Origin of the sequence: Klebsiella sp. A-Nf5 (assembly GCF_002810545.1) — a bacterium.
GTDB lineage: Bacteria > Pseudomonadota > Gammaproteobacteria > Enterobacterales > Enterobacteriaceae > Klebsiella > Klebsiella variicola.
In genome coordinates this window covers 80,039-102,177 of record NZ_PIOG01000090.1, presented here as the reverse complement: position 1 = coordinate 102,177, position 22,139 = coordinate 80,039, and the positions used below count along the sequence as shown (strand labels likewise).

Sequence of the window (22,139 nt, the reverse complement as noted above, 5' to 3'; positions counted from 1 at the left end):
GTACTTACTTATCTATAGCCGCAAATTAAGACTCAAAAACCTGTCTAAATGTTGCCGTAAGCACTTGATAGCCGGGGTAACGCTTTACCGTATGGCTATCACAAACCACGATAATTGCTTTGCCTCTTGGGTTAGTCCAAATGAATGACTCCACCCCTGCGCGGGCAGTCAAAAAGTCGTCAACGTCGTTTACCACGTCATGGCTGCGGGTGAACGTGAGAGACCACTCTTCTTTAATCCGATTGAGCCCCTGCGACTGGCGCTGCTCGTAATCGTCGCCGTAGTTCAGCACGGTCACGTTAGGCTTTACGGTTTTCTCAGACTCATAATCTGGATACCAATTAAATACTTTCCTCGACATATCACTTCCTTGTGATGGCCGCCCGCTAAGGCGGCCGGCTTTACTACCCTCTGGTGGTATGCGGATTAAGTGAACCACCAGAACGTTTCTCTTCGGCAATCGTCTCAAGCACAATCGACTTAATTTGCCGCGCTGCACCGTTCCAGAGATTGCTCTCGCTTCCACTGCTGCTCTCGCTGGTTCGTCCATCCTTGGTCACATTTATTTGAATTGAGACAGGGGACACCGCGTTACCCGTGCTCTTTCCAGCCGACTCTGCAGAAAGTGTGACTGGAATGGTTCGACCATCTGGCAACGGAACGTAAGCCTCGTTCATTGAGCCCTCGCCAAACATCGCCAACTGTGGTGAGGTGGCAATTCCGCCTTTCTGATAAGCTCTCAGAGGCACAACCCCTTCCCTGCCAAAGATGCCGCCATTGGCGTGCTTCTTCACATTTGGCTTTGAGCCTGATGGCGTCGAAGACCCAGCCCAAGCGGACACTGCGGTACTGGCCAGTGACAGACCGAAATTCAGCCAACGGCTGGACGAACTCGACGACGAAGCACCTACCATGGCGAATGTTGCTGCCAGTGCCCCCGCCGCGGTAGACAGATTCCCCATACTGAGGATGCTGCTGTTAACCGCTTTGGTTTGATCTTTCGTAGCGTCAGTACCGGTGAACAATGACTTCGTCCAGTCCCAGACACCATTCACCGCCTGACTTAAACCACTGGCCGCATTCTGAGACGCTTGCCCCATAGAGTTCACACCGGAGGCTGTCTCCTTGGTGGCCTCGCCGACAAATTTATCCCCATTGGCCACCGCCCCACCAGAATTACCGAGCTGAACCCCTTGATTAGCGATCGCAGACGCTACGCCATTCATGTGATTTCCACTTTGTGCATTGCCGGCGTTTGTCGTTCCCATTCCCAACATATTCATGAGAGGCAGAGTGATCTGGGTCTTCACGACCATGTTGGTGATGTCTTTAAGGATCGATGTAGCCAGACTGGAGAAGCTCATCTTCCCGTTAACAACAAAGTCAGTAAGCGTGTCGGTTAAGCCGCTAAACAGATCTGTCCAGGTGCCCTCAATCTGCTCAGCCAGGTTCTCATACTCCAGAGCCAACTGCTGGGTCGCTGTACCTGTTTGCTTAATCAGCGCATTGTTGCCAGCGGCCACCAGCTGATTAAGCTGCTTGTTGTAAAGCGAGATGATTTTCGGGTCAGTCGCCTTATCACGCAGCTCGATCAGCGCCTTAAGATTGCGATTGTAGGTATCCGAAAACTCGGCAGCCTTCTCCTCATGGCTTTGCATCAAGCCTGCGCTGATAATCGAATCCGATTCCGGCGCCCAAGCGCTGATCATTTGCTCGACGTTGCGGCGATTAAACATTTCACGGTATTCGGGGGTAGCGTTCCTCAAATCCGCGAGACGTTTTTTGGCCTGGTCAACCATCTCCTGCGAGATAAACTCGTTAGGCGTGGCGTTTGCAAGATCAGTTAGTGACTTGGTGACATCACGCAGCGACTGATCAAACGACACAGTAGCCTTTGAACTTTCGCCCATTTGCCCCATGAGCTGATCAGCTTTATCCAGAGCCTTCTGGTAGCCGGCAGCCAGCTTCTGTTGCGCTCTTTCCTCCCTTTTCGCGGCGCGTTCAGAGGCATTCGCAGTACGCTTCCCTGCCCTCTCGGCAGCAGCGGCATCTTGTTCACGAGCTTTGGTTAATGCGGCTATGGCGGCTGCACGCTCCTTCTCGCTCATCTTTTCCAGAGAAGATGCGGTTGAGGCTTTCTGCAGGTTAAGCTGAGTTTTAAGCTGCTTTGGCCCAATGATAGGTTTTCCTTCAAAATCCATCATTGGTGTGCCATCAGGCAGCGTGCGCTGGTAAACCGCAGAGTCCATCTGGTTGCGCATGTACTGCGCGAGCGCTTTGTCAGCGCCTTTGTCGCTGGTGCCCAACCCAAGCACTGTTCCTTGGTTGGTCTTCACGCCCTTCCCGGTTTTCGCCGCGTTATCGCGTTCAAACTCAGCCTGTGTCAGTTCCTGAGCAATCGTCTCCAGGTGTTCCTGATAGCCGCGAATACTGCCCTGCAGCTTCTGTACCTGTTCTGTGTTTCCTTCTTTTTTCGCCTTTTCCAGCAAATCGCTAAAATGTGCGATCTGCTTTTCAGTTGCGGTCTTACGCGATGATAAAGAGTCGACAAGTTTCTGGGCCGGCTGCAGATAAGATTTGTTTACTGTCTCTCGAAGCGGCGCAAGCAGCTTGTTCTTCTCATCATCGGACAGTGTTTTGTCGTCATTGATCTTCTGGATTTTGTCCAGTGCCTCCTGACGCGCTTTAACAAACGTAGCTGAGAAGAGCTGATTGTCCGCCCGGATTTTCTCGATCTGGGATTCAGCAGCCTCTTTCGCCAGACGTTTGGATACAGCGCTATCCCCCAGCGCGATGGTGTCAGTGGTTCTCTTGTACTCTTCCTGATTTTTCTTCAGTCGAGCCTCAACAACCTCTTTAGACTCCTTAACGGCAACAGGGCCGGCGACAGTGGAAATGTAGTTCACACTTTCGCCAGTTTTAAGCGCTTGCTGATCCCGCTGAATTTGCTTCTCTAGCTGCGATGCGCGCTCCGCCATTTGTGCTCGCTTGGCTGCCGTCATCGCTTCGGGGATTTTGCGAATCTCCTCAACAACTTTGGACGTTTCGTTGCGAAGCATGGTCATGTAGGTGATCAGCCCGGCAACAGCCACTGTTGCAACAGTAAACGCAGCACCAATCGGATTTGCTGCGATAAACGCAGTGAGCCCAGCGAATGCCCCTTTCAGCCCCATAATCGCGCCACGAATTGCAAAAATGAGCGATGGGATTGGTGCCAGTCCCATGCGTGCAGCACGATTGAAACGAGTGACTGCCGTCGCTCCCAGCGTGAATGGTGTCTGGATTACAGTGGACATTTTCATGAAGGTGGAAAGCATCTGGCCGCCGGCGCTGACAACACCTAAAATGCCCGCTCTGAGCATTTTAAATGCCACCATTCCGGCGACAATTTTGCCCAGCGTAATAACCAACTCCTGATTCTTAGCCAACCATTGCGCCAGCTCGCGCAGGCCATCAATCGCGGTGGTAAGCCCCTCTCCCAATGAATTAGCGAACGAAATGCCTTCTGCGCTGTTCATTACGGCCGACAGCTCTTTCATCCCCTTGGTCAGAGAGTCAAGGTACCCAGCCTGACCCACTCGATCGGCAAACAGAGTGAAAGAGGTTTGCAGCTGCGCCAACGCACCGGTGTAGGTTTGCATCATATCTTTGGCGGCATTTTCATTTTCCGCACGCAAGCCAACAAACATCAACGAAAGAGCCTGTTTCGCTTCAACGGTCCCACTGGATACGGCTTTGGTTAGCTCCCCCATCGTGATACCGGCCGCATCTGCCATGGCCTTCATCGCATTTGGAACCGCTTCACCCAGTTGCTGGCGGAGCTCTTCCATCGACACGACGCCCTTACCAGACATTTGCTGGACAGCCACCGCCGCTCGCTTAAGCAACTCACTATCGCCACCAAAACGTGCGACTGAGTCCACCAGTGCCTTTAACGAACCATCAGTGGGATCGAGCCCAGCAGAACGGAATTTCACAAATGAGTCGGTTAAGGCCTGCATCGCAAATGGGGCGTTTTTCGCCATATTCACGATATACTGCATGTCTTGAGCAGCGGCTTCTCCAGGATTGACTTTATCCTTGTTCAACCCACGCAACATGACACGCATGCGCTGCATTTCGGCCGCAGCCTCTACGATCGGCTTCTGCCAACCAAACAGGATGTCAGTAACCGTTCTGGCAGCATCCCCAATTTCTCCCAGAAGGAAAATATTGCCGCGTAATCCAGAAAAGACGCCATTTTCACGACTGCCACCGCGATGGGACGCCGCGGTAAATCGATCAGCGCCACCTCCGCTGCCTCCCCCACCCGTTGTGGTTGTTCTAACCCTGACTGGACGGCTGATCAGCTGCTGGCTTCGAATAACGCCATCCATCTGATCTTTGACTTTTTTTAACCCCTCGGCCGCCTGACTTGTCGTTGTTCCCCAATTGCTCAGACGCTTGCTGGTCGCATTTAGTCTGGTGTTCATCCCACCAAGAGAAGTAGTGGCACCCTTGATCTCAGTGTTGAATTTACCGGCATGGTCTCCTGCGTATTTAACCCAATCAGAAAACTCATTGAGTTCCGACTGAACCTTCCGCAATGAGGCCAGGAACTTGTGCGTAGACGATGTGGCTGAATCAACGCGATCTGTGAATGTCCGCAAATCAGTGCTGATAGCGGACAGTTCACGTTGTGCCTTTCGAGAGGTGTTGGAAACGAGTTCAAAACCGGCAGCTACGTCCTGTAGTTTGTCTGCCGTAGAATTGAGTCTGGTTTCAAGAGCGCCAAGAATGCTGGAGACCGAACCCAGAGAGCGCTCGAGGTTTTTAATTTTTTGAGCCGGTTTGGTAGCCCGCTCGCCAAATTTGGTAAGTAATTTACCCGCCCGGTCGATTGACGCCGTAAACTGTTTGTCTTCCAGCGACAGGATAAACTCTACGTTTTGTGACATTCCCTTGTCATCCTCTGCCAAAAATTTGCATCAGCTGCTCTTTGGCGTCGGGGTCTGCCTTATCCATATGCGGACGGTAGACTTTATCAGTAACGACCGGCCTTCCAATCCTGAGTTGCAAACCCTCCATGAACGCCTTAACGCCATCGCCATCCGCTTGGGCGACGCGGGCGACCTGCAGATTGCGGACATCCTCTTCCGCTCGCAGACGATCGATATTGCGGCTGAGCATCCAGAACATGGTCAACGGGACACTCAGTAGCTCTATTGGCGATACGGCGTAGTGAGCAACTACACGACTGAAATAGAATCCGAGATCTATCGAAACGGTCTTTACCCCGGATTCATCGCGGGATATTACTTTGCCCCTTCGCCAGCCGCTTTTTCGTTCTCTTCATCAATCACTTCCATGGCGAAGGTGAAGATCTGCTGGAGTTGCTGGACAGTCAGTTTTTCCAGAACGGAGTCAGGTACTGACGGAATGACTTTGCGTACCAGTTCTGCGTAGGCAGTTACCTGGTCGACGGGAGACATATTCATGAGGTCTTTGTTTTCCATCTGCTTGATAGAAACAAAGAGGCCGACGGTCATTTCAACGATGGGATATTCTTTGCCACCAAATTTGATGCTTTTTTTCGGCGGCAGAATGGAGTCGAGATCGAGTAATTTGGTCATGGTTTAAATCCTTTTAAACTCATACAGAGGCCCATCCATGGGCCTCTTGGGTTATCACAATTTAGCTTGCGGCAGTTACAGAGACGGCTTTGGTCGCCTTCTTGGCGCCGTCATTAGTTGTGAAGGTGATATTGGCTGAACCGACAGCTTTACCAGTTACCAGTCCGTTCTGATCTACGGTCGCTTTATCAGTCGCATCAGAGCTCCACACGCCAGTCTTATTGGTTGCATCGGCCGGGGTAAAGGTTGCGCTCAACTGAACTTTAGCGCCCACTTTTACGGTCGGTGAAGACGGGGTCAGCGTGACGCTCTCAACCGGCTTTGGGAGGCTCATTTTCCCCAACACGCCAGCGTCGTCCGGGTAAGCGGAAAACTCAACTGAGAACACGCGAACGTCGTCAGACTGGTAGGTCATGGTGAAGTTACCCGCGGTTGCTGCTTTAGGGATGGTCAGAACATAATCCGTCGCATCCTGCGGGGTCAGCACCAACTCTTTTGCAACGTCGATCAGGTTCACACCCTGCGCAGACGTGATGGTTACGGTATCTTCGCCAGAACTCAGCGTTGAACCTGGCATCAGATCGACCATGTTTTTCAACACGGATTCAGCCAGCGGCGCAGTAATGGTGATGTTGCGGCCTTGGATCAGCTCGGAGATCGTGGTCTGGCCCAGCTGGTCTACGGTCACTTTCAGCGTTTCGGTTGCGATTTCAACCTGAACACCGCCTTTGGTGTAACCCAGATCCACGCCACCAAACGACACCTTGCAGGCGCCAAGCTTGATGTTTTTAACATGGGTATTGGACATTATTGGAAAACTCCTTTTTCCGTTAAAACAGTGTCACTCCGACACACAATAGTAAGTATATACTTACTTATTTATTCAGTTCAATAAAGTACCCGGCAAATTCAAGTGGAATCCCCGTTTCAATAAGCGATCCGTCATTTATTGGGTACGTTATTGGCATCGCCATCGGCCTAACCATTTTGAAGAATACCCCGTCAGACTCAACGTTGCTAACAGGAAGGATGTCCATGATTTCGTTGGCCATTTCAACAGATTTTGTAATACTCGCATTGCGAACTACTATCGTGAATGAGTCGAAGTAAAAACCCTGCAAATCCGGGTCGATGGCTATGCCTGTATTGGGATTAATCAGCAAGATGCCAGACTTAACTTTTGCTGGCATATAGTGACAGAAAATGTCCGTCCCTACTTTTCCAAGCCCCTTTTTTTGTATCAATTTTGCGAATGCTTCTACAAACACGTCAACCTCGCGTAAATCCTGCTTTTCTGGCAGCTTCCAAGATCGTCTGCGAAAATTGCTTTTCGCTGATCTGAGTCGCTCGCTCAAGGAAATATGGGCCCACTTTAGGTTTAACGCCGGCGACAGGAGGGTTAGTAACATTCTTCATACGAGACAAATAACCAAGACGGTACTTACCAAGCTCCATGTATTTGGCATAGTCCCCCACCTCAACGCCTGGATGCCCTTCGCGCTGCTTTGCGCCTGAAACGGAAAGCTCAATACGAAGCCCCGCGTATCCTTCTTTTACAACCCGCGCAAAAATGGCGCTCTCCAGCGATCCTGTTTCAAGCGGGGCCATGGCTCGTGCCAGTCGTTCAACCAGACGCGCCAGCTTTTCCATGTCCCTGATTAGATATCGCTTGAACGCTTTCTGGCTGTTATTAAGTCTGGCGCCGGCACGCTTAAACTGGTGTGCGTCATATTTCAAACCCATATATTCGCCCCCAGCTCAAGATGCCCAGGGCGGCCACGTAGTCCCCATCGCCGATGTACGCTTGAGACCTTCAGCTTCTGTCCCTCCAGCACAAGAACGTCATCGAGCTGAACAGCGGCTTCAAGTGGAACAATAAGTACTGCGTCAAACAACTCCAGCGCCGCCTTTCCGCAACTTCCAGAGCTATCTGCCCTGACGGACGATTTTTCATTGCTCTGTTCAAATTTAACGACGCCTACTTTCGTCTTCCTGACGAACTGCAATTGCGCTTCACCGTAGACGTTTTTGGAACCAAACCGGTAGATCGACAATTCGGCTTGCCACGAAATATTCATCCACTCTCCTTGTGTGAAGTCGTCGCACTCATTACCAGGCGGAGGCGCGGTTTCCCGTCTTTGGCCTGTCGACCAGAAGTAAAGAGCACGACGTGTGTTACGCACGACGAACAATCATCCGATTGTTGATGTAACTAATAAGCAATCGCCAGGTGCTGCGGGCCACACGGACATTCGCCACTTTGCTTGTGCGGTACATATTGGTTGTTTCACCGATCGATTCAGACAAAATGCCGTCTTCTCGCGCACTCGCAATATCGTTGCCATTGGCGATCTCGCATGCCTCATTAACGGTGGCCAGAAGCAGCGCCTCTTTAAAGTAGTCTGGCAAATCCGCAAACTGCTCCGAAGTGATCCGTTCCCAGTCCACCAAATCCTGCCGATACACGCCGTCAGCTCCCCAGGGAATGTCATAGACATTCAGCATGTTTTGGGGACGGTCATACCGGTCGAAATCGATGCGCATGATCCTCCGGATAGAGAAAGGTAAGGTTTTGATTCGCCGTGTCGCTTCGATTAGCCGCTTGCGCATTAAACCCTCTCCATCAGCCAGCAATGTATCTCCATTGATCATATCAATGGCCTGCATTTGAGCATCGGCTACGGTGGCAAACGACTGACCCGGGACGGATAGTTCAAAGCTATTAAGCAGCACATACATCTGCCGCTCTTCGTGGGTTAGCCCACCCGCTGTGGCCTTCACGATGACGTAGCGCAGATCACGCTCTTTTTCGACCAGCTGGTTATGCTCTGCTGAGACCACAACCGGTATAGACATTTGGCCTTCTGCAATATCGAGAGGCTCTTCGTCTACAAGTGTTGTACCTGCACTATCTCGCACGGTGTAAGAGGCGGAATCGATATCCAGTACGTTAAAGGCGAAGGTCAGAGACACGATGTCTCCGCTACGAAACGTGTCGATCAGAGCCATCACTCACCGCCTTGTGCTTTCAGGATGCCCTCGATCATTTCAACAATGCCCTTCGCTTTCACGCCAAGCGTGTTGCCGATCTGGCGCAGGCCGGCGATACCTTCACAGTCAGCAATGGACTCCAGTTCTTCTCGGGTGAAGCGCTGCACATGTTTTGTCTCCTCATTCGCGACGCCACGTTTCATAGGGACAATATCAGGGGCCGTAGGCTCCACAATCTGATCGGCCACCAGCTCGTTACGATTGCTGAAGGCAGCTGATGGAGAGACATTTTTTCCATCAATGGTTTCGGCACGCATTGAGGCGCAGATCCGCTGTTGATCGAGGAATGGCAGCTCTGCCACAGAAATGCCGTCTTTAAAGTAAACGCCGCAAAGGATGCCTGTGTATCCAAGGAACTGAGGTTCCAGAAGATGAATTTTTGCTGGTTTCATGAGTTTTCCTCTGAACAGGGTGGCCAGAGCCACCCCTTGTTACTGAATCAGGCTGCAGCTGCTGTAACTTGAACAGTTGCGGTCGCTTTATGGCTGCCGTCTGCGGTCGTGACTTCAATCGTCGCAGTCCCGTCTGCAACGCCGGTCACGAGACCAGTAGCCGCGTCAACCGTTGCAAATTCAGCATTTTTCGACGCCCAGGTAACTTTCTTGTTGGTGGCACCAGCAGGCGCCACGGTAGCCGTGAGTTGAACCGTTTTTTTCACCTCCACCGATGCCGACTTAGGACTTACCGACACACCAGTAACAGCGACAGTGGGCTCCACCGGAACCGCTCGCATAGCTGCGGAGATACGGTTCTGCATGCGCTCGTTTACTGGATGATCGGACACCGATTTAGTGAAAGAAGTACGGAACATAACCCCCGTAAAGTCGGTGAAGGCCTTTTCAGTGATCTTCACTTTTTTTTCTGACATATATCGCTCCTATAAAAAGGGCGGGCGTATAGCCCACCCATTTAAAAATAATAGGTAAGTATTTACCTATTATTAGGATTAAATTTTGACGTTAGTCAGCGCCGCGATAGCTTTGTCGTGCTTATTGGCCAGAGAGCAGTACCACTTCACACGAGTACGTACTGCGTCTTTGTTCTGAACGGTGCCAATGTTTTCCACAACGATACCGGCGTTTTCGCCGCCGTACAGACCAGTTACACCGTTTTCTTCAGAAAGGTGCAGACAGTAGATATCCGCTTTGGTGGAGTCCGCAACCGGAATGAAGTCGTTTACGATAAACGGAACGCCGTTATGGCACAGCATAGGTCGACCGAAGTTTTCCATCATGATTTCGGACGGGCCTACGTTTACAGTACGCAGCAGCGCACGATATGCGCGAAGATGCTCAGAACGCATCATGATGCAGTCTGCGCCCAGATCTTTAACTGCGTCGACCAGTTCGTCGAACATAGAGAAAGTCATGGATGCGCCGGAGATGTCGATCTTCTGATCGTCATGCATCAGCTTCGGAATACCATCGAAGGCTTTGTTGTTAGTGGTGGAGTCGCCAACAATCAGATTGCGACGGAAGGCACGAGCCAGACCTTTGACTTTCTGACGAACCTGGATAGCCAGCTGGTTGTTGGTATCAGCCATAGTGGTAGCCAGGAATTTGTCGACGTCAACGTCGCCAGCCAGAATGCGCAGCTTCGCAACTTTCTCTTCGAAGGTTGCTGCACCTTCGGTGATGGTGTCGTTCACATCAATGAAAGTAGCTTCGCTCAGGGTTTTTTCGCGGTTATAAAGATATGCCTTCGAATTGATCTTCATGAAAGGCAGGACGGCAAACAGGTCGTCACGATCGATAATGGTCTCGATCACGCCCTGTTCAAGCTCGTTATTAGACAGCTTTTCAGCTTCTTCACGCAGTAATGGCATCTTTCATTTCCCTATGATTTAAGATGTTACTTGATTCCGATTTTCCCTAAACCGGCAGTCAACTTATCCATTGTCGACTTGTTCTTCGGCTGGGTTACTTTGTGGGTCGGTTTACTAATTGAACCAGCACCCTGCTTAGCTTCGCTGCGCAATAAAGCGTCAGCTTCCGGATCTGCACGTAAAATACGCTCAATCGCGGATTCGAACGGTAACGGCTTACCTTCGCCGTCAACCAGAACAGCACGCTCTTTCTGACCTGCCGGCTTGTCATAGCCAACGACGTTACCGTCTTCACCCACTTCGAAATGAGAGCCGTAGATAACGCGGGCCTTAGCCGGAGTCATCAGAACTTTTTCACGCAGGAAATTGGAGCCAGAAAAGGACGCGCCGACGGTCATTTCAACCAGCTGGGCTTTAAGTGCGGCGTTTTCGCTCTCCAGAGCGGAAAAACGTTCATCACGTTGAGCCATCTCAGCCTGGTGAGCTTCGATCATTTGCTTTTTCACAGCATCGAATTCACCGCGGCGTTCCAGTTCAGCTTGCTCCGCCTCACGGCGTGCGTTTTCTGCGGCTTGCTCAGCTTCAAGAAGCTGGCGTGCTCGTGCCGGATCGATATCACCGTACTGAGCCAGCTGATCGGCCATGGCACGCTCTTTTTCCTTGCGTTTCATGTTCTCTTTCAGCAGGTCAGCACCGGCTTTCTTGGATTTACGCAATTCAGCGAGCAACTCTTCCTGAGTCATCCCTCCGAATTCATCGTCTTCGATTTTCGGCTGATCTTTCTGCTCGCCGTTCTGCTTACCAGATTCCTGGGTGCCCTGCTCTTCTGCACCAGCGGGAGCTCCAGCACCTGCGCCACCACGTTCATGTGATTCGGCGACATCCATGAGGCCACGACGGGCCATTAGCATTTGCCACAGATTCATAAAAATTCCTTTTAATTACTTATCACTCGGTTGCTTGAGTTGATGAGTTCCCATTCCCTTGGGATAGATCTTGTCCGCTCTCTTGGACTGTATCACGATGATAAGTAAGTACTGACTTATTTTCAAGAGTGTTAAGAGCATTTTTTGGCGGAAAATTCAAGAGATCTTTCTCAAATTCTTTCTGCATCGCGGCCGAAATATTCGGGAAGATTTTCTCAATGAGCATTTCCATCTGATATCGACGCACAGAATCCGGTGCTTCCAGCAGCCCAAGTTTCTCGGCAACGGCAAATTCATCCGTCAGACCGCGGATATCAAAGCTCTCTGGATAGGCAATCAGCGAATGCTCCTCATCGAGATCGACCCCCATCCACTTCGCCGCCAAAAACATCATCTGGCGTTCAGCCCGCTCAAGACGCTCGGCTTTAGTAATAAGCAGACTATTAACCCGCTGAAAGTCATATAACTTGGCGGCCCCGGATGAATTATCGATCCCCTTAGCGTTATCCTGCTTTGTTCGCTCGCCAGCGACCCCAACGGAGTGGTAGATCTCATTAATCACGGTCTGGATAGTGGTGATGATCATCTGAGCTTGCTTAGGGTCTGGCGACAAATAGAAAGGCTGGTTGCCACTTTCCGAGTCATAGGTGAAGACGCGTTTTGTCCCCATTTCCATTACCTTTGCGTGATTCTCATCGCCTGGCAGGAGCGACTGAACGGGAATGGCCAGCTGGCTGAACGTCTGATCCTGAATAATGGCGTCAAGGTTCGACAGATAGTTGGCTACTGCACGGTCAAGGTAGGCGATATCATCAATAAGCGACGGGCTAAAATACGGCGATTCGCTCTCCCCTATGCAATCAACAGGAAACACAGGTACAACGCCAAGTTTGTGTTCGCCTTTATCTTCAAGCACAACTTTTGCGGTCCGACGACCGGCATTCCCGGCGCCTTTCTTAACCTCTTCCCGGAATAGATACCACTCGTTACGTGTCCATAGACGATAACGCTGATATTCCTGGCCAGATGAGGTAAAAGGATCTTGATCATCGCGCGCCACTTCGACAATCAGCGCCCAGATCAAATTGCCGTCATCGTCCCACGCCATATCCAACATCTGCTGCGGAGAAATCCAGTAGGCATAGGCGCGAACATCCTTCTTCTTCTCGTCAGCGACGGATTCTGCGTCACTATCCATCGTGCTATCGACCACCACCCAGACACGGCCATAGATGGAGGACTGGAGGTCAAGCGCGGACATAAAGCCATCGATGGAAACATTCTGTCGTGTCGCGCGTTTCCAGAATTTCTGAATTGGCTCAGGCGCTTCTTCTACATTTCGATGGATGTCCTCTTTGAAGAGATATTTATTAATCAGGTTCACCACTTCCCTGGTGTGATTGAAGCGGTAGGCGCGTTCCAGACGCTCCTTGAACTCCTGATCACCTTCTTTGAAGTATCGGAAAATGTTGTCATCGAACCAGGCACGCCCGCCAGCGTATGTGCTGGCGAGGAAATCCCAGTGCTCTTTTTTCTTTATGTATTCGGGGTGGCGTCTTGCCACAAGATCCTTAATTTGCTTATCAGTCAATTCCATTTGCTTCTCTTCCGTGATAGGTAAGTACTTACTTATCTTGAACCACCAAGAATAACACGATTTTTTACGGGATACCTACGATGAACCGGGTAGCCCAAGGCATCCGCGCTGTGCTCAATCCCCCCGCTCTTATCCATATCGCGAGAGCCTGGTTTGTAGATAACTTTTTCCAGTGAATCGATGAGATGTTTGCACTTAGGGTCGATATACAAACGAGTTTCGCCAGAGGCGCTCATCAACATGCGGTTCACTGAGTTCACACGATCAGCAATCGGTGGGTGCTTTTTCGGATAATCAACACGCAGAAAGCCCTTCTCCTTGAAGATGTCGATATCCGATTCCCCACGAGCGTGCTGACGATAGGCGCCGGCCGGGTCTGGGAAAATAGTGACTTGCGATTTCCACCGCCAGAAGCGACGCTCCAGCTCATCGCACACTTCTGCCGTATTCGACGAAAACAAGACAAGCTCATCCACTGCCCACAGCTCCCCATTCGGTTGTGGCTGCAGGATGACCGACGACATTGGATCAATGTTGAAGTCCTGGCCTACCCACACCGGTAATTTAGGATTGAACTGCAGCGGCTTAACGTGAACGCTACGATCGAACGGGTAATATACGCGCCCAGACATGTTTTCGAAGCTGGCTAGGTACTCCTGTGCGAACGACTTAGGGTCCATATCGTTCTTGGCTGCCTCGATTTCTGCCGTCGGAACGAATGGTGAATCAGCGGTTACAAACTGCCAGCTTTTCCACTGACCTTTACGTTGCAGCTCTTTGTTCTGCCCGATAGTCCATAGTTTGTGGAATTCGGAGAACCCTTTCGGCGTACCGATGATCAGCGCGCCGCCGCGGGTGGATGACAATGTCGGACGGAGAACCTTGTACCAGGTGTCTGGCTTCATATCCTGGAACTCGTCGAGCACAACGAAATGCAGCGCAACACCGCGAAGCGTATCCGGTTTATCTGCGCCTTTAAGCGCGATCTCCGAACCGTTTTTCAACACGATGGTCATCGTGGTGTCGTTCTTCTTCCGAATCCACTTACGCGGCAGAACTTCCTGCAGATCATCCCACAAAATCTGGCGCGCCATTTGATAGGTCGGCGCGACGTACCAAACTCGTTGTTTTCTTTCCTTAGCGGCAGCGCGAATGATGGTTGAGATCGACAGCCTCGATTTACCCCAACGTCGTCCGGCGCACACCACTTTGAAACGATGTGGCGACTGGAAGACTTGCATCTGCCCGGAGTGCAGTTGTACGAGACTTAGAGACGACGGGATGGACATGGTTATGCATCTCCATCATCGTCTTCGCCCGATGCGTCAAAATCGCTCTCAGCTTCGCTCAGCGCTTCTTCTTCGAGTGATTCCAACAGATCGTCATCAATCACTTCGGGCTCATCATCTTCCTTGCGCAGCTGGGCCACCTGTGATGGGGTTAGCTCGCCAAAGACAAGGTTCGGAATATCCTCTTCACCGCCTTCTTCTTTCTCCATGCCCAATGCCTTGGAGGAAATTTCGAAGCATTTGGCCAGCGTGCCGCTGGCGCGCTGCAGGCTTTTAAGATCGTCCTCAATCGAGGCCAGTGGCTTGCCTTCGCGCTTTGCTGTAGTGACCTCGACCATTACCATCTGACCAAGGGCATACGCCCAGCCGTCATAGCGTGTCCGGCGGTCTTCTATCTTTTCGGCTCGGGCTTTAGCGCGCAGTTCTGCATCGGACTTGAGAGACTCGCGCACCATCTTCCCAACAGAATCAGCGCCTTTCTCTAATCCACGCTTTTTGAAGTGTCTGGAGAGCGTTTCACGACGGATGCCGTACTCTTCTTCCAGTTTTGAGAGCGTATACTCGCCCGAAGTCCATTTCGCTTCGGCTTCCGCCCATTCAGCCGGAGTCAGGCGAGTTTTGCTCTCGTCTTTTTCGACAGTCATAGATCCCTCTAAAACACACACAGAGCGCTTCCTTGCGCTCTTAAACAATTTGTTTTCTGGTTGTATTAATTAGGTCTGGGGAATCTGTTTGAGAGCCTGCTTCCGTATATATTTAATAAGTGACTTATTAGTTATATATACAGACGCAGGCTGTTAATCTGACTCCCAGACCAACTTACATCACCAGTAACTTGGCTCTGGCTCGACCTAATGTCGTCAGCCCCAGAGTTCGACGCTGGTAGCCAGAATCCTCTCGCGGCCGGCAGTCGTGCTTTTCGACCAAACCTTTCTTGATCAGCGCGCGCAGGGAGAATTGCATAGACTGCTTTGTCGTCCGGTAAGGCAGCACTTCCAGCAGCTCGTCCAGATCGAGCAAATGTCCACGTTCATGGCCTAAGTTGATGGTCTTAATGATGTCTTTCTGTTTATCAGTCAGTGTCATGGCAAATCCTTATGCCGGTAACGCAATATCCAGTGGTGCATTCAGCGGTTGTTTATCAAAAGCCAGCAGTGGCAGTGTGTCTGGCAGCTGGCGACCAAAATCAGGGTTGCGATAAACCCCATATAGCGGTGAAGTGAAACTCAGGTTGTGAATATCCTTGAGCAGTTTCACGATGCTGGCCTCATCCACCAGGCTATCCGCGATATCCTGAATGGTAGTGCCACGGTTGCGGCCTGCTTTTGCCAGAGAACTATTCTTGTGATAGTCCGCCACCAGATCTCGCAGAGCGCGGCGCCGGCGTGAATCAGTCATCGCAAACAGCTCTTTCACAATCGCTTCGTTGTCGCCGGGATCAGAACGAAAATGGCGCTGAAAGACACGAAGCGCGCTTTCGTAGCTCTTCGGACGTTCAGGACGGATGAAGCAAAACCCTGCTTTCATGGCAAACGGGTTATATTTGCTCATCGACGACTGGATCTCGATGATTGGCCGGTCATGCATCCTGCTAACCAGATTAATCATGCGATACGATACCCCGACGCCACGATACTGGGTGTCCACTACAGAGCGGCTGATCACAGCGAAGTTGTTGTTTACGTAACGTCCCCAGTACTGATTTGCCACGGTGGTATTGGTTGTGGGTTTCAGCTTTGGAAACATGCGATGCCGCGGCGCCAGTAGCAGTTTAGGGAAGGCCATAACTACAACGCCTACCAACCGACCATCAAGCTCACAACGGTAGTAGGTAGGGGCGAACGGCTTCCCATCTGTCTTGTAGTGAAGCGACTTAAGCGCGTGCCAGTCTTCTACCGTCCCCCTGGTGACGGTCATGCGCTCAAGAAAGTCCAGATGGCGCGGGAACTCCTCCTGGCGATACCGTTTAATGATGATGTCAGTCATCGCATCACCACCTTACGATTGCAAAAACCGCCACGGCAGATAGTGGATGCTGGACGAGTCACGATTCCCTCGATCGCAGGCAGTCCACCAGCTTTCTTGTCGGCCATAAACTGTAGTCGGGAACGATTGAACTCTTCCGCGATATAACCCTGCAGGTAGGTCAATGCCTCCTGATCATGGAGCTGCACGCCGTGATATTCTGCGGTCATCAGCGCCACATGTAGTGCCTCATGCCAGTAGACTGTTTCATCGTAATTTTCTGGCAGGTAGACGCAATGAAGCATCGTGTCGGCCTGAACATAGCCCAGCGTTGTCACCATGCCGCCAACCCCATATACGAACTCGCTTTCATCGAGGCCGTAGAGCTGTTTTATCGTCTCGACATAACGTCTTTCACCAAAGACGACACAGCAGCGATTGAAATACGGGGTAACGCGAAAACCATACGCGCCATGAGCACGAAGCCAATCACGCCATTCGGCTTCTGTAGTCCAGCGGCGGCGCAGATCTGGGCCCTCATAAATCGGGAAAGTCTTTTTAATCTGCATAATCAACCTTCACTCGCTCCTTGTAGTGCTTGGTGATCTGCATGTTCGGCCGCAGTGCATTTTTCAGGTCTTCGTGGGTCGTCGCCACCATTACCGTCGCACCTACCTTTCGCGCGGCACGCTGAAGGTTCGACGCCACAACCTGGGCGGTAACACGATCAAGAACTGCGCCAAATTCATCCGCAGCCCATACCTTCGCGCCCGACTCAATAAGCTTGGCGATCTTGAGACGGTATTTCTGGCCATCCGACATTTCAGAAGGTTTGCGCACAAAGAGATAGGCATCGTTCAAGCCGGCCATCGAAAGCAGCCCTAACGCTTCGCTGGTAGTTTTACCCAGCTGGTCGATGACATTGACGTCGTTGTCAAAGGTAAAGTCATCAATGGAGGCGACTGAAAGCCCTTCCTCTTTCATCTGGCGTTGTAGCTCACGCAGCACGACAGATTTTCCGGAACCTGACTGGCCAGTGATGTAAACCACATCACCCTGCTCAACTTCCAGCTCAAGATTGTCGTAAAGTGTCCAGTCTTTTTCATCCAAGCCAAGCCCAAACGATTCGGCGATCTCAAGCGTGCGAGTGGTCTTGTTGACACGGGTCTGGAACGATACGTTGATGGTATATGTGCTCATGCTTCGACTCCCCCGGAGGAAACTTTCTGCGCATAAGCAACGAACGCGTCTACCCCGCTCTCTCCCGTGATTTCTTCCATGTGGGCAAGCAAATCCCCCACGACAATCGCAGAGCCAGCAGGGAGCGTTTTAAAGCCCAGAACATCGACCACTCGAACCTCTTCGGCGGCGACTTCGCGACTGATTTCGGTGTGCTCTTCTTTCTGTCGCTCGGTTTCCTCCCCCAGATCCATAACCAATGCGCCAGTATCCATTTCTTCGGTCATGCTACCGACCAGCACGTTCAGCTCACGCTCGTCAAAGCCGAAGACTTCAACGTCACCAAGTACCAGAGACTCCAGCTCTTTCTGTAACTTAATGGCATCGTAATCAATGCTGGCCAGCCGGTTATCTTCCAGGCGTTTCGCCTTCACTTCTTCATCGGACAGATCGTCGCGAACGATCACCGGCACACTTTTCAGCCCCGCTAAAAGCGCAGCTTCGCGGCGGCCGTGGCCAGTAATGATGACATCGTCCTTATCGACAGTGATCGGCTGGTCAAAACCACGCTTTTTTATGGCTGCGGCCAGGTCGCGGATCTGTTGCTCGTCATGCTTTTTGGCGTTCATTTCATAGGGAATGAGCTCTGCCGGGTCTCGGTAGACGATTTCGAACGTTTTGGTCATTAAATACACTCCTTGTAGTTATCGACCAGCCATACCAGAGCTTCACCAGCATTCTCCATGTCGTTGCCGGTGTTGATCGCCTGCTCTTTGATGATGGATTTGATGGTTTCGGTAACGCGATCAGAAGCGTCAAACGTCACTTTGAAACGCATGGTCTGGTGTTCCGCACCAACACGCTCAGCTTTTTCGCGAGAGTCCTTCTCAACGCGCTCTTCATCGCCACGCGACAACGCCTCAAGCATTTCCAGGTCAATTGCCGACTCACGAGCCAGTGTGGCCGCCAGTTCGTCGTCGTAAGGGGCAATTTCCGACAGCTGATAATCGAGTTCTGACTGAATTTCCTCGATCAGACGCTGTAATGCGACCTGATCGTCTTCGCCGTATCGCTCGTTATCGACCAGAGACATTTGTTTCGCGACCAGATCGCTTATTTTGCCCACCGATATAACAGGAACCGTGGAAATACCCTGTTCCATAGCGGCTCGCCAGCGATGTTCGCCACCGAGGATCTCAAATTGGCCACCGTCCAACTCACGCGCGAGAATTGGCTTGAAAAAACCCAGTTTTTCGATGGAGCCTTTCAGTTTTTCGAAGTTTTGAGCACCAACCGAGTTGGTGTTCCAGGGATTTGGCCGGAGTCTGGCCACTTCTACCTGCAGAATGGTAATTTTTACGTCCATACTTTTTGATACAATCCATTGCATAAGCACTTACTTACTATTCTAGCCAATTAACATATAAAAGGCACGAAGGAAAGATATTTATGACTGTTAGGATTGTTTCGAACTCGGTCAACGCTATGGTCTCCGGCGCTGATGACAACGTGAAGCGACTCGTCCAGGAAATGCTGAGTTACGAAGTCGAAGCCGGCGACTGGAAAGGCACCAGTACTATGTTCAACTGGAGCAAAAATGCCTTCCCCGCGGGTTTTGCCAAATCGGTAGCAGCCAATCTGGTGAAGGCTGGCATCAAATGCGTCCATATTCGCAAAGACAAGGTTCCGGCGCTGGGCAAACCAAACCCGGCAGTTAACCCCTTCCCCTATAATCCGGACTATGCGTATCAAGATCAGGCTGTAGAGACACTGGTTCGCGAAGGAATGATGATTGCGCAGATCGCCACTGGCGGGGGAAAGTCTAACGTGGCTTGCAAAGCCGCGGCGCGTATTGGGCGCATGACGCTGTTTTTAACCACCCGCTCTGTTCTTATGTTCCAAATGGCAGATAACTTCCAGAAGTCGATAGACTATCGAGCTGAGAATGGCGAACAGTGGCTCAAAGGTCAGAAGGTTGGCATCATTGGTTCTGGTGAGTTTCAGGTATCTCGCCATATCAATGTCGCAACAGTGCAAACCCTGGCGAGTTTTCTTGAAGAGCCTCCACGCGATATGCCGGCGGACAAAAAGGCTTATCATCTTAAGCGCCGGGAGCTAGTTAAGCGTTTCCTCTCAAGTGTCTCACTGCTAATCCTTGAAGAAGCCCACGAATCCTCCGGTTCAAACTTTTATGACATCGCCAGGCTGTGCATTAACGCAGACTATCGTCTGGCGCTGACCGCTACCCCGTTTATGAAAGCTTCAACTGAGGCCAACATGCGTCTGATGGCTGTTGCTGGACGCATCGAGATAAAGGTCACTGAAAAATATCTGATAGAGCGAGGTATTTTGGCCAAACCTTACTTCGTATACCATAAAATCGCGTACACTCCGGATGAGGCTCGTATCCGAGCGGAGCTCGCTTCCAAGCATCTGAACTTCAGAGTTGGTATGAGCACACCGTATCAGAAAGCTTATCAGCTCGGTATCGTTTACAATATTGGACGTAACGAGGCCGTCGTTCGCGACGCGCTGATGTACCGTGATCATGGACTGAACTGTATGACTCTGGTGAGGATCAAACGCCACGGTCAGATACTGATGGAAATGATGAAAGAGAGCGGCTTACGGGTAGATTTTATTTACGGTGAATCCAACCAAAGTACCAGACAGGCTAAGCTCAACAGCCTGGCTGCAGGGAAAATTGATGTGCTGATCGGCTCTACGATACTGGATGTCGGTGTCGATGTGCCAAGTGTTGGCGCCGTAATTCTTGCCGGAGGAGGCAAGGCCGAAGTCGAAATGCGTCAACGTGTTGGTCGCGGCCTTCGAGCCAAGAAAAATCAGGCAAATGTGTGTTTTATTTCGGATTTTATCGATATAAGCAACAAACACCTGATGTCACACTCATACGAACGAAAACACATTATTGACACCACTCCCGGGTTTGCAGAAGGCGTGTTCCCTGTCGGGAGCAGTTTTGACTTTGGTGTATTAGAAAGAGAGAAATTATGACCGAAAATCGCTCAATTTCATGTCAGGTGAAGCTCACCGAACAAGCCAACGATAAGCTTGAGTCGTTCAAAACGCGCCTGAAAGAGCGCAACCTCAAAATGTCGAAGTCAGACATCATTAACCTTGTTCTGACCAAGATAAGCACAGCTGAATTTGACAAAATCGTCAACTCAATGGCAGCGGCTGAGAACGCCAGACAGAAAGTGTTGCAGATCTACGAGAACTCCGGGATGACCAAGGAAGACTTGGAAGATATCCTCAGGCGTCTCTAACGAGTACTTACGGAGGGCGTGGGCAAAGGCTCTCGCCCTCCTCTACCATTTATTTATAGGCTGTTTTCATGATGAACAGCTCTGCTGACACCGTCACCCCGATCCGATATTCGTCTTTCTTGTCTTTTGACACCATAATTTCTCTTTCGGTGTTCATCTTGCCACACATAATAGACATGCCCTGCAAATCTACTGACAGAATATGCTCACCATAAGGCAGGTTTAACTCAACCTTCTCAGATGTTTTGATATCAGCAACTGGCTCACCATCAACAGAAAGCCGGCTGGTACACAGCGCGCCCTTACTGCCAGAGTCTCGTTTCACGATGATTTTTTGCGTATTCTCTGACGGCGTATTGTATTTGGTCGACAGTATTCTAGAAGCTGGGACTGGGTCGGCAGCACTCGTCCTGACCGCCTGGGTTGAACATCCGGCCACCAGTAAACTGGAGGTTAGCAAAGCTATTAATGCGCACTTGTTCATCATTCTTCACCATATAGAAACTTGCCTGCAAACTATAACAATTCTAAGTATTTGCAACAAGGTAACGCTTTTTCGCCTGTCAAAACCAAGGAAATAGAAGATAATGGTGACTCGTACCTTCTGGTAATTTTTATCGCATAACATGAGGCGTTTAAAATATGCCCAATACCATTACCGATATCACCTACGGGATACCTGCTGAGGTTTGGCCACGCGATTACTCCAACGTGGAGAAGTCGTTAATGTTCTGGCGTAAGGCTCTCATCCCTGTAAGGGTTACGATGGAAGATGGCCAGGTGTTCTGCATGTACGTTCAGGGGACGATGTCCTCCCGCAACAAGGTAGATCTATGCCCGGCGCCGTTCGACAAAGACAATCGTGTAAGGTTGCCACTTGAGCGAATCAGCACTATCGAGTCAGGTGTAAATGACGCTGTCACCCATGATTTCGTTGGTCGCGTAACCGTACATCCAGACTATGTTGATAACCGGCCATCCCGCCGTGATTTCTTTAAAATTTGCCGCAAGGCCCACGAGAACCAGAAATCAGTAAGGGTCTACATGGCGGACGGCCGCGAAATTGAAGGTGTGTCACTCGGCGTCGATGCTTGTCAGGTCACACTTGCCGTGGGGAACGGGCGAAAAATGATCGTCCTGTTTGATTGGGTTGAACGAATTCTGCCGTTTTAAGTTATGAAGCCGATTTTACTATCCTCAATACTATTAATTATCGCGCCTGCTGTTTCGGCGATGGACTATAAACCGGTTATCCAGTCTCTCATGAACGACGTTTGTTCATCGTCGGAGAATGTGTCGGTTTGTATGTACCAGTTTTCAGCTGCGGTTAAGGCCGGCAAATCGATTGGCGAGAGCACCGAACTTTGTAAGGGTCTATCAAGTGACATGCGGGAGCTGCAGGACTGTG

Annotated in this window: 26 protein-coding genes; 3 read left to right on the top strand and 23 right to left on the bottom strand. The window is 50.9% G+C overall.

All coding sequences use genetic code 11. The features are described 5' to 3' along the window. Positions 1–25: 25 nt before the first annotated feature. The 22 genes from CWM53_RS09550 to CWM53_RS09445 form a co-directional block, all read right to left on the bottom strand. On the bottom strand, positions 26–361 hold the full coding sequence (locus CWM53_RS09550; protein ID WP_032423010.1) for a phage tail protein: 336 nt from the start codon (positions 359–361) through the stop codon (positions 26–28). Between the two features lie 43 nt (positions 362–404). Beyond that, a complete protein-coding gene (locus tag CWM53_RS09545) occupies positions 405–4,937 on the bottom strand; it encodes a tape measure protein (protein WP_100730458.1) in 4,533 nt (1,510 codons plus the stop codon). A 7-nt stretch (positions 4,938–4,944) separates the two neighbouring features. Next, positions 4,945–5,169, bottom strand: coding sequence for a hypothetical protein (locus CWM53_RS09540; protein ID WP_014342129.1), 225 nt, complete (start codon positions 5,167–5,169; stop codon positions 4,945–4,947). 125 nt (positions 5,170–5,294) lie between these two features. Further along, the gene (locus CWM53_RS09535; protein WP_100730459.1) at positions 5,295–5,612 is read right to left on the bottom strand and encodes a hypothetical protein; all 318 of its coding nucleotides are present in this window, start codon (positions 5,610–5,612) and stop codon (positions 5,295–5,297) included. A gap of 61 nt (positions 5,613–5,673) precedes the next feature. Continuing rightward, positions 5,674–6,420, bottom strand: a complete 747-nt coding sequence (locus CWM53_RS09530) for an Ig-like domain-containing protein (protein ID WP_004109839.1) — start codon at positions 6,418–6,420, stop codon at positions 5,674–5,676. 67 nt (positions 6,421–6,487) lie between these two features. Beyond that, entirely contained in the window at positions 6,488–6,880 is a 393-nt protein-coding gene (locus CWM53_RS09525) for a minor capsid protein (protein ID WP_047066294.1), read from the bottom strand. A 1-nt stretch (position 6,881) separates the two neighbouring features. Then, entirely contained in the window at positions 6,882–7,355 is a 474-nt protein-coding gene (locus CWM53_RS09520; protein WP_021313126.1) for a hypothetical protein, read from the bottom strand. Continuing rightward, the gene (locus CWM53_RS09515; protein WP_100730460.1) at positions 7,346–7,690 is read right to left on the bottom strand and encodes a hypothetical protein; all 345 of its coding nucleotides are present in this window, start codon (positions 7,688–7,690) and stop codon (positions 7,346–7,348) included. Before CWM53_RS09515 ends, CWM53_RS09520 begins: the two co-directional genes overlap by 10 nt. A gap of 97 nt (positions 7,691–7,787) precedes the next feature. After that, positions 7,788–8,621 carry a hypothetical protein gene (locus CWM53_RS09510; RefSeq protein WP_048331549.1) on the bottom strand — a complete coding sequence of 278 codons (834 nt, stop codon included), beginning with the start codon at positions 8,619–8,621 and terminating at the stop codon, positions 7,788–7,790. Next, positions 8,621–9,055, bottom strand: coding sequence for a hypothetical protein (locus CWM53_RS09505; protein ID WP_047066290.1), 435 nt, complete (start codon positions 9,053–9,055; stop codon positions 8,621–8,623). The genes CWM53_RS09510 and CWM53_RS09505 overlap by 1 nt, the downstream gene beginning before the upstream one ends. A 47-nt stretch (positions 9,056–9,102) precedes the next feature. Further along, entirely contained in the window at positions 9,103–9,531 is a 429-nt protein-coding gene (locus CWM53_RS09500) for an Ig-like domain-containing protein (RefSeq protein ID WP_100730461.1), read from the bottom strand. 78 nt (positions 9,532–9,609) lie between these two features. Then, the gene (locus tag CWM53_RS09495; RefSeq protein WP_004109857.1) at positions 9,610–10,488 is read right to left on the bottom strand and encodes a major capsid protein; all 879 of its coding nucleotides are present in this window, start codon (positions 10,486–10,488) and stop codon (positions 9,610–9,612) included. 26 nt (positions 10,489–10,514) lie between these two features. Beyond that, positions 10,515–11,414 carry a DUF6651 domain-containing protein gene (locus CWM53_RS09490; RefSeq protein ID WP_014342135.1) on the bottom strand — a complete coding sequence of 300 codons (900 nt, stop codon included), beginning with the start codon at positions 11,412–11,414 and terminating at the stop codon, positions 10,515–10,517. Between the two features lie 22 nt (positions 11,415–11,436). Next, positions 11,437–13,011 (bottom strand): phage portal protein, encoded by a 1,575-nt coding sequence (locus tag CWM53_RS09485; protein ID WP_019704587.1) that lies wholly within the window; start codon positions 13,009–13,011, stop codon positions 11,437–11,439. Between the two features lie 32 nt (positions 13,012–13,043). Further along, positions 13,044–14,300: a phage terminase large subunit gene (locus CWM53_RS09480; RefSeq protein WP_004109863.1), complete on the bottom strand. Its 1,257-nt coding sequence runs from the start codon at positions 14,298–14,300 to the stop codon at positions 13,044–13,046. 2 nt (positions 14,301–14,302) lie between these two features. After that, positions 14,303–14,944, bottom strand: coding sequence for a DNA-binding protein (locus CWM53_RS09475; RefSeq protein ID WP_004109866.1), 642 nt, complete (start codon positions 14,942–14,944; stop codon positions 14,303–14,305). A 175-nt stretch (positions 14,945–15,119) separates the two neighbouring features. Then, positions 15,120–15,386, bottom strand: a complete 267-nt coding sequence (locus CWM53_RS09470; RefSeq protein WP_004109869.1) for a hypothetical protein — start codon at positions 15,384–15,386, stop codon at positions 15,120–15,122. A gap of 9 nt (positions 15,387–15,395) precedes the next feature. Further along, entirely contained in the window at positions 15,396–16,286 is an 891-nt protein-coding gene (locus CWM53_RS09465; protein ID WP_100730462.1) for a hypothetical protein, read from the bottom strand. Further along, positions 16,283–16,834 carry a hypothetical protein gene (locus CWM53_RS09460; RefSeq protein WP_004109875.1) on the bottom strand — a complete coding sequence of 184 codons (552 nt, stop codon included), beginning with the start codon at positions 16,832–16,834 and terminating at the stop codon, positions 16,283–16,285. Before CWM53_RS09460 ends, CWM53_RS09465 begins: the two co-directional genes overlap by 4 nt. Further along, complete coding sequence (locus tag CWM53_RS09455; protein WP_004109877.1) at positions 16,824–17,465, bottom strand: ATP-binding cassette domain-containing protein; 642 nt, start codon at positions 17,463–17,465, stop codon at positions 16,824–16,826. The genes CWM53_RS09460 and CWM53_RS09455 overlap by 11 nt, the downstream gene beginning before the upstream one ends. Then, on the bottom strand, positions 17,462–18,130 hold the full coding sequence (locus CWM53_RS09450) for a ParB/Srx family N-terminal domain-containing protein (protein WP_023279438.1): 669 nt from the start codon (positions 18,128–18,130) through the stop codon (positions 17,462–17,464). Before CWM53_RS09450 ends, CWM53_RS09455 begins: the two co-directional genes overlap by 4 nt. Further along, the gene (locus tag CWM53_RS09445) at positions 18,130–18,834 is read right to left on the bottom strand and encodes a ParB/RepB/Spo0J family partition protein (RefSeq protein WP_165785054.1); all 705 of its coding nucleotides are present in this window, start codon (positions 18,832–18,834) and stop codon (positions 18,130–18,132) included. Before CWM53_RS09445 ends, CWM53_RS09450 begins: the two co-directional genes overlap by 1 nt. 59 nt (positions 18,835–18,893) lie before the next feature. Here CWM53_RS09445 and CWM53_RS09440 point away from each other — a divergent pair, with 59 nt between their 5' ends. Then, positions 18,894–20,459, top strand: coding sequence for a DEAD/DEAH box helicase (locus CWM53_RS09440; protein ID WP_100730464.1), 1,566 nt, complete (start codon positions 18,894–18,896; stop codon positions 20,457–20,459). Further along, complete coding sequence (locus CWM53_RS09435) at positions 20,456–20,731, top strand: hypothetical protein (protein WP_048331553.1); 276 nt, start codon at positions 20,456–20,458, stop codon at positions 20,729–20,731. The genes CWM53_RS09440 and CWM53_RS09435 overlap by 4 nt, the downstream gene beginning before the upstream one ends. 49 nt (positions 20,732–20,780) lie before the next feature. Here the strand turns inward: CWM53_RS09435 and CWM53_RS09430 are convergent, their stop codons facing one another. Continuing rightward, entirely contained in the window at positions 20,781–21,218 is a 438-nt protein-coding gene (locus tag CWM53_RS09430) for a hypothetical protein (RefSeq protein WP_048331554.1), read from the bottom strand. 155 nt (positions 21,219–21,373) lie between these two features. On the opposite strand from CWM53_RS09430, the gene CWM53_RS09425 reads away from it, so the two are divergent. Next, positions 21,374–21,904 (top strand): transcriptional regulator, encoded by a 531-nt coding sequence (locus tag CWM53_RS09425; RefSeq protein ID WP_086512535.1) that lies wholly within the window; start codon positions 21,374–21,376, stop codon positions 21,902–21,904. Positions 21,905–22,139: the final 235 nt, after the last annotated feature.

Coding starts and splice junctions, on each gene's coding strand:
- CWM53_RS09510 (WP_048331549.1), bottom strand. CDS start 8,621: ATGGCTCTGATCGACACGTTTCGTAGCGGAGACATCGTGTCTCTGACC.
- CWM53_RS09530 (WP_004109839.1), bottom strand. CDS start 6,420: ATGTCCAATACCCATGTTAAAAACATCAAGCTTGGCGCCTGCAAGGTG.
- CWM53_RS09455 (WP_004109877.1), bottom strand. CDS start 17,465: ATGAGCACATATACCATCAACGTATCGTTCCAGACCCGTGTCAACAAG.
- CWM53_RS09435 (WP_048331553.1), top strand. CDS start 20,456: ATGACCGAAAATCGCTCAATTTCATGTCAGGTGAAGCTCACCGAACAA.
- CWM53_RS09535 (WP_100730459.1), bottom strand. CDS start 5,612: ATGACCAAATTACTCGATCTCGACTCCATTCTGCCGCCGAAAAAAAGC.
- CWM53_RS09445 (WP_165785054.1), bottom strand. CDS start 18,834: ATGCAATGGATTGTATCAAAAAGTATGGACGTAAAAATTACCATTCTG.
- CWM53_RS09475 (WP_004109866.1), bottom strand. CDS start 14,944: ATGACTGTCGAAAAAGACGAGAGCAAAACTCGCCTGACTCCGGCTGAA.
- CWM53_RS09495 (WP_004109857.1), bottom strand. CDS start 10,488: ATGCCATTACTGCGTGAAGAAGCTGAAAAGCTGTCTAATAACGAGCTT.
- CWM53_RS09450 (WP_023279438.1), bottom strand. CDS start 18,130: ATGACCAAAACGTTCGAAATCGTCTACCGAGACCCGGCAGAGCTCATT.
- CWM53_RS09425 (WP_086512535.1), top strand. CDS start 21,374: ATGCCCAATACCATTACCGATATCACCTACGGGATACCTGCTGAGGTT.
- CWM53_RS09440 (WP_100730464.1), top strand. CDS start 18,894: ATGACTGTTAGGATTGTTTCGAACTCGGTCAACGCTATGGTCTCCGGC.
- CWM53_RS09515 (WP_100730460.1), bottom strand. CDS start 7,690: ATGAATATTTCGTGGCAAGCCGAATTGTCGATCTACCGGTTTGGTTCC.
- CWM53_RS09520 (WP_021313126.1), bottom strand. CDS start 7,355: ATGGGTTTGAAATATGACGCACACCAGTTTAAGCGTGCCGGCGCCAGA.
- CWM53_RS09550 (WP_032423010.1), bottom strand. CDS start 361: ATGTCGAGGAAAGTATTTAATTGGTATCCAGATTATGAGTCTGAGAAA.
- CWM53_RS09460 (WP_004109875.1), bottom strand. CDS start 16,834: ATGCAGATTAAAAAGACTTTCCCGATTTATGAGGGCCCAGATCTGCGC.
- CWM53_RS09540 (WP_014342129.1), bottom strand. CDS start 5,169: ATGCTCAGCCGCAATATCGATCGTCTGCGAGCGGAAGAGGATGTCCGC.
- CWM53_RS09500 (WP_100730461.1), bottom strand. CDS start 9,531: ATGTCAGAAAAAAAAGTGAAGATCACTGAAAAGGCCTTCACCGACTTT.
- CWM53_RS09485 (WP_019704587.1), bottom strand. CDS start 13,011: ATGGAATTGACTGATAAGCAAATTAAGGATCTTGTGGCAAGACGCCAC.
- CWM53_RS09430 (WP_048331554.1), bottom strand. CDS start 21,218: ATGATGAACAAGTGCGCATTAATAGCTTTGCTAACCTCCAGTTTACTG.
- CWM53_RS09470 (WP_004109869.1), bottom strand. CDS start 15,386: ATGACACTGACTGATAAACAGAAAGACATCATTAAGACCATCAACTTA.
- CWM53_RS09465 (WP_100730462.1), bottom strand. CDS start 16,286: ATGACTGACATCATCATTAAACGGTATCGCCAGGAGGAGTTCCCGCGC.
- CWM53_RS09505 (WP_047066290.1), bottom strand. CDS start 9,055: ATGAAACCAGCAAAAATTCATCTTCTGGAACCTCAGTTCCTTGGATAC.
- CWM53_RS09545 (WP_100730458.1), bottom strand. CDS start 4,937: ATGTCACAAAACGTAGAGTTTATCCTGTCGCTGGAAGACAAACAGTTT.
- CWM53_RS09490 (WP_014342135.1), bottom strand. CDS start 11,414: ATGAATCTGTGGCAAATGCTAATGGCCCGTCGTGGCCTCATGGATGTC.
- CWM53_RS09480 (WP_004109863.1), bottom strand. CDS start 14,300: ATGTCCATCCCGTCGTCTCTAAGTCTCGTACAACTGCACTCCGGGCAG.